Annotated in this window: 2 protein-coding genes and 1 pseudogene; 1 reads left to right on the forward strand and 2 read right to left on the reverse strand. The window is 56.3% G+C overall.

The annotated features are described in order from the left end of the window. Positions 1-187 precede the first annotated feature (187 nt). A pseudogene (locus tag AB3X94_RS41105) lies at positions 188-3144 on the forward strand (Tn3 family transposase). Positions 3145-3229: 85 nt separating this feature from the next. On the opposite strand, the gene AB3X94_RS41110 reads toward AB3X94_RS41105, so the two are convergent. Together AB3X94_RS41110 and AB3X94_RS41115 are read right to left on the reverse strand one after the other, a co-directional pair. Continuing rightward, positions 3230-4963 (reverse strand): carbamoyltransferase, encoded by a 1734-nt coding sequence (locus AB3X94_RS41110; protein ID WP_368594326.1) that lies wholly within the window; start codon positions 4961-4963, stop codon positions 3230-3232. Positions 4964-5044: 81 nt separating this feature from the next. Then, the gene (locus AB3X94_RS41115; protein WP_176112316.1) at positions 5045-5332 is read right to left on the reverse strand and encodes a hypothetical protein; all 288 of its coding nucleotides are present in this window, start codon (positions 5330-5332) and stop codon (positions 5045-5047) included. Positions 5333-5444 lie beyond the last annotated feature (112 nt).

Here is a 5444-nt window from a genome sequence, read left to right on the forward strand (position 1 = left end):
CGCTCTGAATGGTCAGGACAGCAAACTGCACTGCCATCGTCCCACTCGAACGGATGTGCCCTGCGGATGATCCCGGAGTCGAAGTCGCCAGCCAACCGCCTCCTCCCGCGTCAGCGGGTTAGTTCAATATCAATTATTGGTCTGTCACGCTTTAAACTGGCGCCCTTTCAGTTTCTTCCGCCTCTGGATGCGCGCCCACAACGACCATCTCGCCCTGCTGCCCGAAGCAGAACGGCAAGCGCTCTATGACCGCCCCGAATTCGATGATTTCCAGCGCGCGGGGTACTTTGCCTTGACCGCCGACGAACTGGCGCTAGCGGAACGGCGCCGCGGCCTGAACGAACAAATACTCTGTCTGCTGCAAACCGGCTATTTCAAGGCCACGCGGGCGTTTTTTACGTTTACGGAACTTCCGCTGGAGGATGCGGGATACCTGCGCGAACGCTATTTCCCTCAACAGGCGCTTTCGCCAAGACTCATCCGGTCTGCGGAAATCTACGCGCAGCGACGCGAAATCCTTTCACTGTTCCGCTTTCGCCTCTGGTCGAAGCACGACAGCCCGTCACTCACGCAACGCACCGCACAACTGGTACGGCGCGATGTGACACCCGCATACGTGGTCACCGAACTCATCATCTGGCTGAACCAGCAACATATCGTACGGCCGGGTCATACCACCTTCCAGACGATCATCAGTACCGCGCAGCGTGAAGAACGGCAACGACTGGCCGCGCTGATCGAGGCGCAAATCACCGATGACGTCAAGGCCTCGCTACAAGGCCTGCTCGTACGCGACGAGTCGCTGTCCGAACTCGCTGCTATCAAGCAGGATGCGAAATATTTCGGACCTCACATGATGGGACGCGAGCGCCGCAAGCGCGCCACGCTCGAACCCGTCTACAACGCCGCCCGACCCATCCTGCCCCAACTCGGTATCTCACAGCAGAATATCGCGTATTACGCGAGCTTGGCACATTTCTATACCATCTATGACCTACGTCAGCCGCAACCCGGGCAGTCATTCCTGTACCTGCTGTGCTACGCCTGGCAGCGCTACCGGCAGCTGAACGACAATCTCGTCGATGCCCTGCGCCATCACACGAAGAAGTTCGAAGACGACAGCAAGGCCAGTGCCGATCACGCTTTCATTCACGCCAAGCTTCAGCGGCAGAAAGATACACCTCAGGTCGGCAGGCTCCTGCAGCTCTACGTCGATGACTCGCTCGACAATGTCACGCCGTTCGGAATCGTGCGGCACCAGGCATTCAGCATCCTGCCCAAGGCTGACCTGCAGCAGGTCGCCAGCCTGTTGAGCACTAAGCCCCTCAGCCAGATGGAGCTGCGCTGGCAGGCCGTCGACGAGGTCGCCGGGCAGATTCGCACGCGGCTCCGGCCGCAGGCGACGACACTCCAGTTTTCGAGCGCACGCAACGACGATCCATGGCTTGCGGCCCTGCACTGGATGCGAGGGGTGTTCGCTCGCCGGCAGCGCCTTGACCGACAACCGATCGACGACATTCCTCCCAATACAATCCCGGAGCGACTGCGCCCGTATCTGCTCACCTTTGACGACCGGGGCCAGCCCACAGCCCTTCGCGGCGATCGCTATGAATTCTGGGTCTACCGGCAACTGCGCAAACGCATCGATAGCGGCGATCTGCCTCTGAATGACAGTACCCAGCATCGACAGTTCAGCGACTATCTTGTTCCTGCCGATCGTACGGCAGCCGTGCTCGACAAACTGGATCTCGCCTAGTTGCACCAACCGGTACAAGTCACCGTTGCCGCCTTGTGCGACGAGCTTCGCAAACTCTGGCAGCGCTTTGACCATGAACTGCGACAGGGCAAGCTCAAACACCTTGACTACGACGCGCAACACAGCACCCTGACGTGGCGCAAACCCAAGGCCGACAAAAACGCCACACAGCAGGAAAGCTTCTACGCGAAGCTGCGCGCGCTACGCGACATTGCCGACATCATCCGGTTTGTGAATGAGCGTTGCGGCTTCCTGTTGACGATGACGCCCCTGCAACCCCGTTACGCGAAGAAGATCGCCGACGCGGACAGCTTGATGGCGGTGATTATTGCGCAGGCCACCAATCTCGGCAATCTCGCCATGTCCAGACCTGCGATATCCCGTATCACACACTCGACGAAACATATCGCCAGTACTGCCGTCTGGCCACACTGCGGGCTGCCAACGACCGGGTTGCCAACTTCATCGCACAATTACCGATCTTCGAGTACTACTCGTCCGATCTTGGCGCACTTTTCGGTGCCATCGACGGACAGAAGTTCGCTGCCGCCACTCCGACCGCAAAGGCGAGGCACTCGCGCAAATATTTCGGTCGCGAACGGGGAGTCGTCGCCTTTACCTCCCTCACCAATCAGTTACCACAACACGACCGATATCGCGCCGACGATTATCACCGGAGACATGCACAGCATCAACAAGATGAATTTCGCGGCCATGTACTGGTTCGAGATGGACTTTGCGCCGCGCTTCACCAACCTGCAAGCACAGCTAAAACATCTGTTTTGCGGCGACGACATTGAGCAGGACGACAATTTCCTGATCAAACCCGCTGGATAGATCGACTTGCCCGCCATCTGCGACGATCCGTGTGTCTTCGAACAGATCATCGCGTCACTCAGCATGAAGGAAATGAGCCAGCAGGCACTGGTTCGCAAGCTTTGCGCATTGTCTCCACATCACCGCACGCGCCGTGCCGTCTTCGAGTTCGGTAAACTCGTGCGCAGCATCTACACGCTGCGCTACATGCGCGACCCGCAACTGCAGCGCAACGTCCATCGTCCGCAGAACCGGATCGAAGCGTATCACGCGCTGCGCGGCTTCATCGCCGAGGTCAGTGGCAGAAAGCACCTGATCGGCAAGACCGATCACGACATTGCGATCAATAACGAGTGCGGCCGGCTGCTGGCCAATGTCGTGACCGCCTTCAACTCGGTACTGCTCTCACAACTGAACGCTACCAACGGGAGGGAAATGAGAAGGCGCTCGCGATGCTGAAGAAGATTTCTCCGGTGGCGTGGCGGCACATCCACTTCCTCGGGCATTACACGTTTCGCAACGAGAACCCGATCGACATCGCGGCCATGCTTGCGGGTCTCGACCTTCTCTAACCACCTGAAATCAAGGGACTTCCATTCCAAAATTTCTGCGGTTCCGGCTTACAACCCCATGTACGGCCAGGTCTCAGGGCAGATGTCAGGTGTAACCTGGGTTTTTCTCAACGAGGTAGTTGCCAAGCACGAGGTAGTCGATGTCAGTCTTCAAGAATGTATTAATGGCGTCCTGAGGGCTGCACACAATCGGCTCGGAGTCGTTGAAGGAAGTGTTTAGCAGCAGCGGAACGCCTGTGAGTGCCTCGAACTCAGAAATCAAGCGGTAGTACTCAGGGTTATCCTCCCGATAAACCGTCTGCGCACGTACAGTTTGGTCAAAATGAACGACTGCCGGGATCGCACCCGCCTTTTCGGGGTGGACCACTGACGTCGTAAGCATGTACTTTCCTGCATTCACGTCGGTACTTCCGATGAACCATTCCTCTGCACGTTCTCCGAGAATGCTTGGACAGAACGGACGGTAAAGTTCGCGATGCTTCACCTTGACGTTCATCAATTCGCGGATGTCTTTGTTGCGTGGATCTGCTAGCAAGCTACGCGCACCAAGCGCACGCGGCCCCCACTCCATCCCACCACTGAACCAACCGACAATGTTGCCATCAGCGATAAGCTGCGCGGCTTTCCCCGCAACTTCCACCTTGTTGTAGTTCAGGATCGTGCGAGAAAGCACCGCCTCGATTTCATCGTCAGTGTAGCTCGGGCCGAGGTAGGCGTTCGTAAACACATAGTCCCGCGGCCGACCAAGCATTTGATTCCAAATCAGGAATGCAGCCCCCATCGCGGTGCCAGCATCGTTGGAGGCCGGCTGAATAAAGATATTGTCGAACAGCTTCTCACGCACAATCGCGCCATTAGCTGCACAATTTAGCGCGACGCCCCCGGCCATGCACAAGTTGCGATGGGTTTGATAATCGAAACGACGCAGGATTTCTAGGAGCACCTGTTCGGTCAGCAACTGCAGGCCAGCTGCGACATTCACGTAGGCCTGCCAGTTCTCGACGTTGAAGTCCACAGGCTCATAGCGCCTTGGCAGGCCGAAAAGCGTCTCCAACGGAGAGAAGTCTGGCGATTCATGACGCAGCACGGCCAGATCGACGCTCATGTTTTGCTTGCTAGTCACAATCTTCGCAAATAGGTCAATGGTTTTGGTAGCGTCGCCATAGGCGGCGAGACCCATGACCTTGGACGCATCGTACTGGCTAAAGCCAAGATATTTGGACAGCTTCTCCCACACAAACCCGAGTGAATTCGGAAAAATAAAATCGTGCACTTTGCGCAGTTGCGTGCCCTCTCCGTAGTACAGCGAAGTACTCGCCCATTCCCCGATTCCGTCAATCACGAGCACCGCGGCCTTATCGAACTGCGACACGTGGAAGGCGCTTGCGGCGTGGCAATCGTGGTGCGGCAGAAAGTGGAAGGTCCCCCTGAATCCGGCGTTCTCAATCAGTTGCCTGCGCGCGGACAGCACCCCATCAATGAAGTCCAGCCCCCCTTCGATTGTCTGGTAGCTATCCTTCTCCAGCGGCCACACGTGAGGCGTGTCGTTCGTATCTCGCCATTGTGCCACGCCCTCTTGAAGAATTTCAGGGCTGAAGGAGTAACCGAGGTGATCACAGTCGGCAAGCGTGATGCCCGCAGCCTCGAGACACTTATTGATCGCGAGCCATGGCAACTCGCCCGTCGTCTCGGGACTGGCGAGTTTCCCATGCTTGATGCGATTTAGACGCTCCTCTTCGATCGCCATTACGACTTGCCCATCCTTGATAAGACAAGCGGCAGATTCGTGGTAAGCGGCGTTAATACCAAGTACATACATCTTGGAGTCCTTTAAGGTTGAGGCTACTTCAATACTTCACTGACCAGTATCTCGACGATGCATTGATTACCGGAACAATGCCTAGCAACACATCCAGCGTTCGTTTAGAGGAAATCGCTCGTCAAAATCTCTACTTTCCACCAGGAAATCTATGAAATCCGAGGCTGTTGCTTCCTCGCTGGTGCCAGAGAAAAATTCCCTGGTCATGGATGACGAGTGGTCAACTGAAATTTTCTTGTAAAAATGCAATTTCGAAAAAACTGGAAAAAATCCAGTGCATTTTGCCGGCTGACCAGTTTTTTCATCGATTTCCTCATAAGTAAGCTCGCTGCGGCTTATCATTGTCGGCGTGGATTTGACGTATCCCATAGCCGAGGGAATTCAGGCGGCTCGGTGGGCAGCGAGCCAGTTCTTCTCGAACGTCATAGGGCTGACGTAATCGAGCGTCGAGTGTAGCCGATGGGCATTGTAGAAACCCAGC

It is taken from the genome of Paraburkholderia sp. BR10923 (assembly GCF_040948765.1).
Classification (GTDB): domain Bacteria; phylum Pseudomonadota; class Gammaproteobacteria; order Burkholderiales; family Burkholderiaceae; genus Paraburkholderia; species Paraburkholderia youngii.

What these genes read in the sequence shown, in the direction of transcription:
- AB3X94_RS41110 (WP_368594326.1), bottom strand. Translation starts at nt 4,963, where the DNA reads ATGTATGTACTTGGTATTAACGCCGCTTACCACGAATCTGCCGCTTGT.
- AB3X94_RS41115 (WP_176112316.1), bottom strand. Translation starts at nt 5,332, where the DNA reads ATGGGATACGTCAAATCCACGCCGACAATGATAAGCCGCAGCGAGCTT.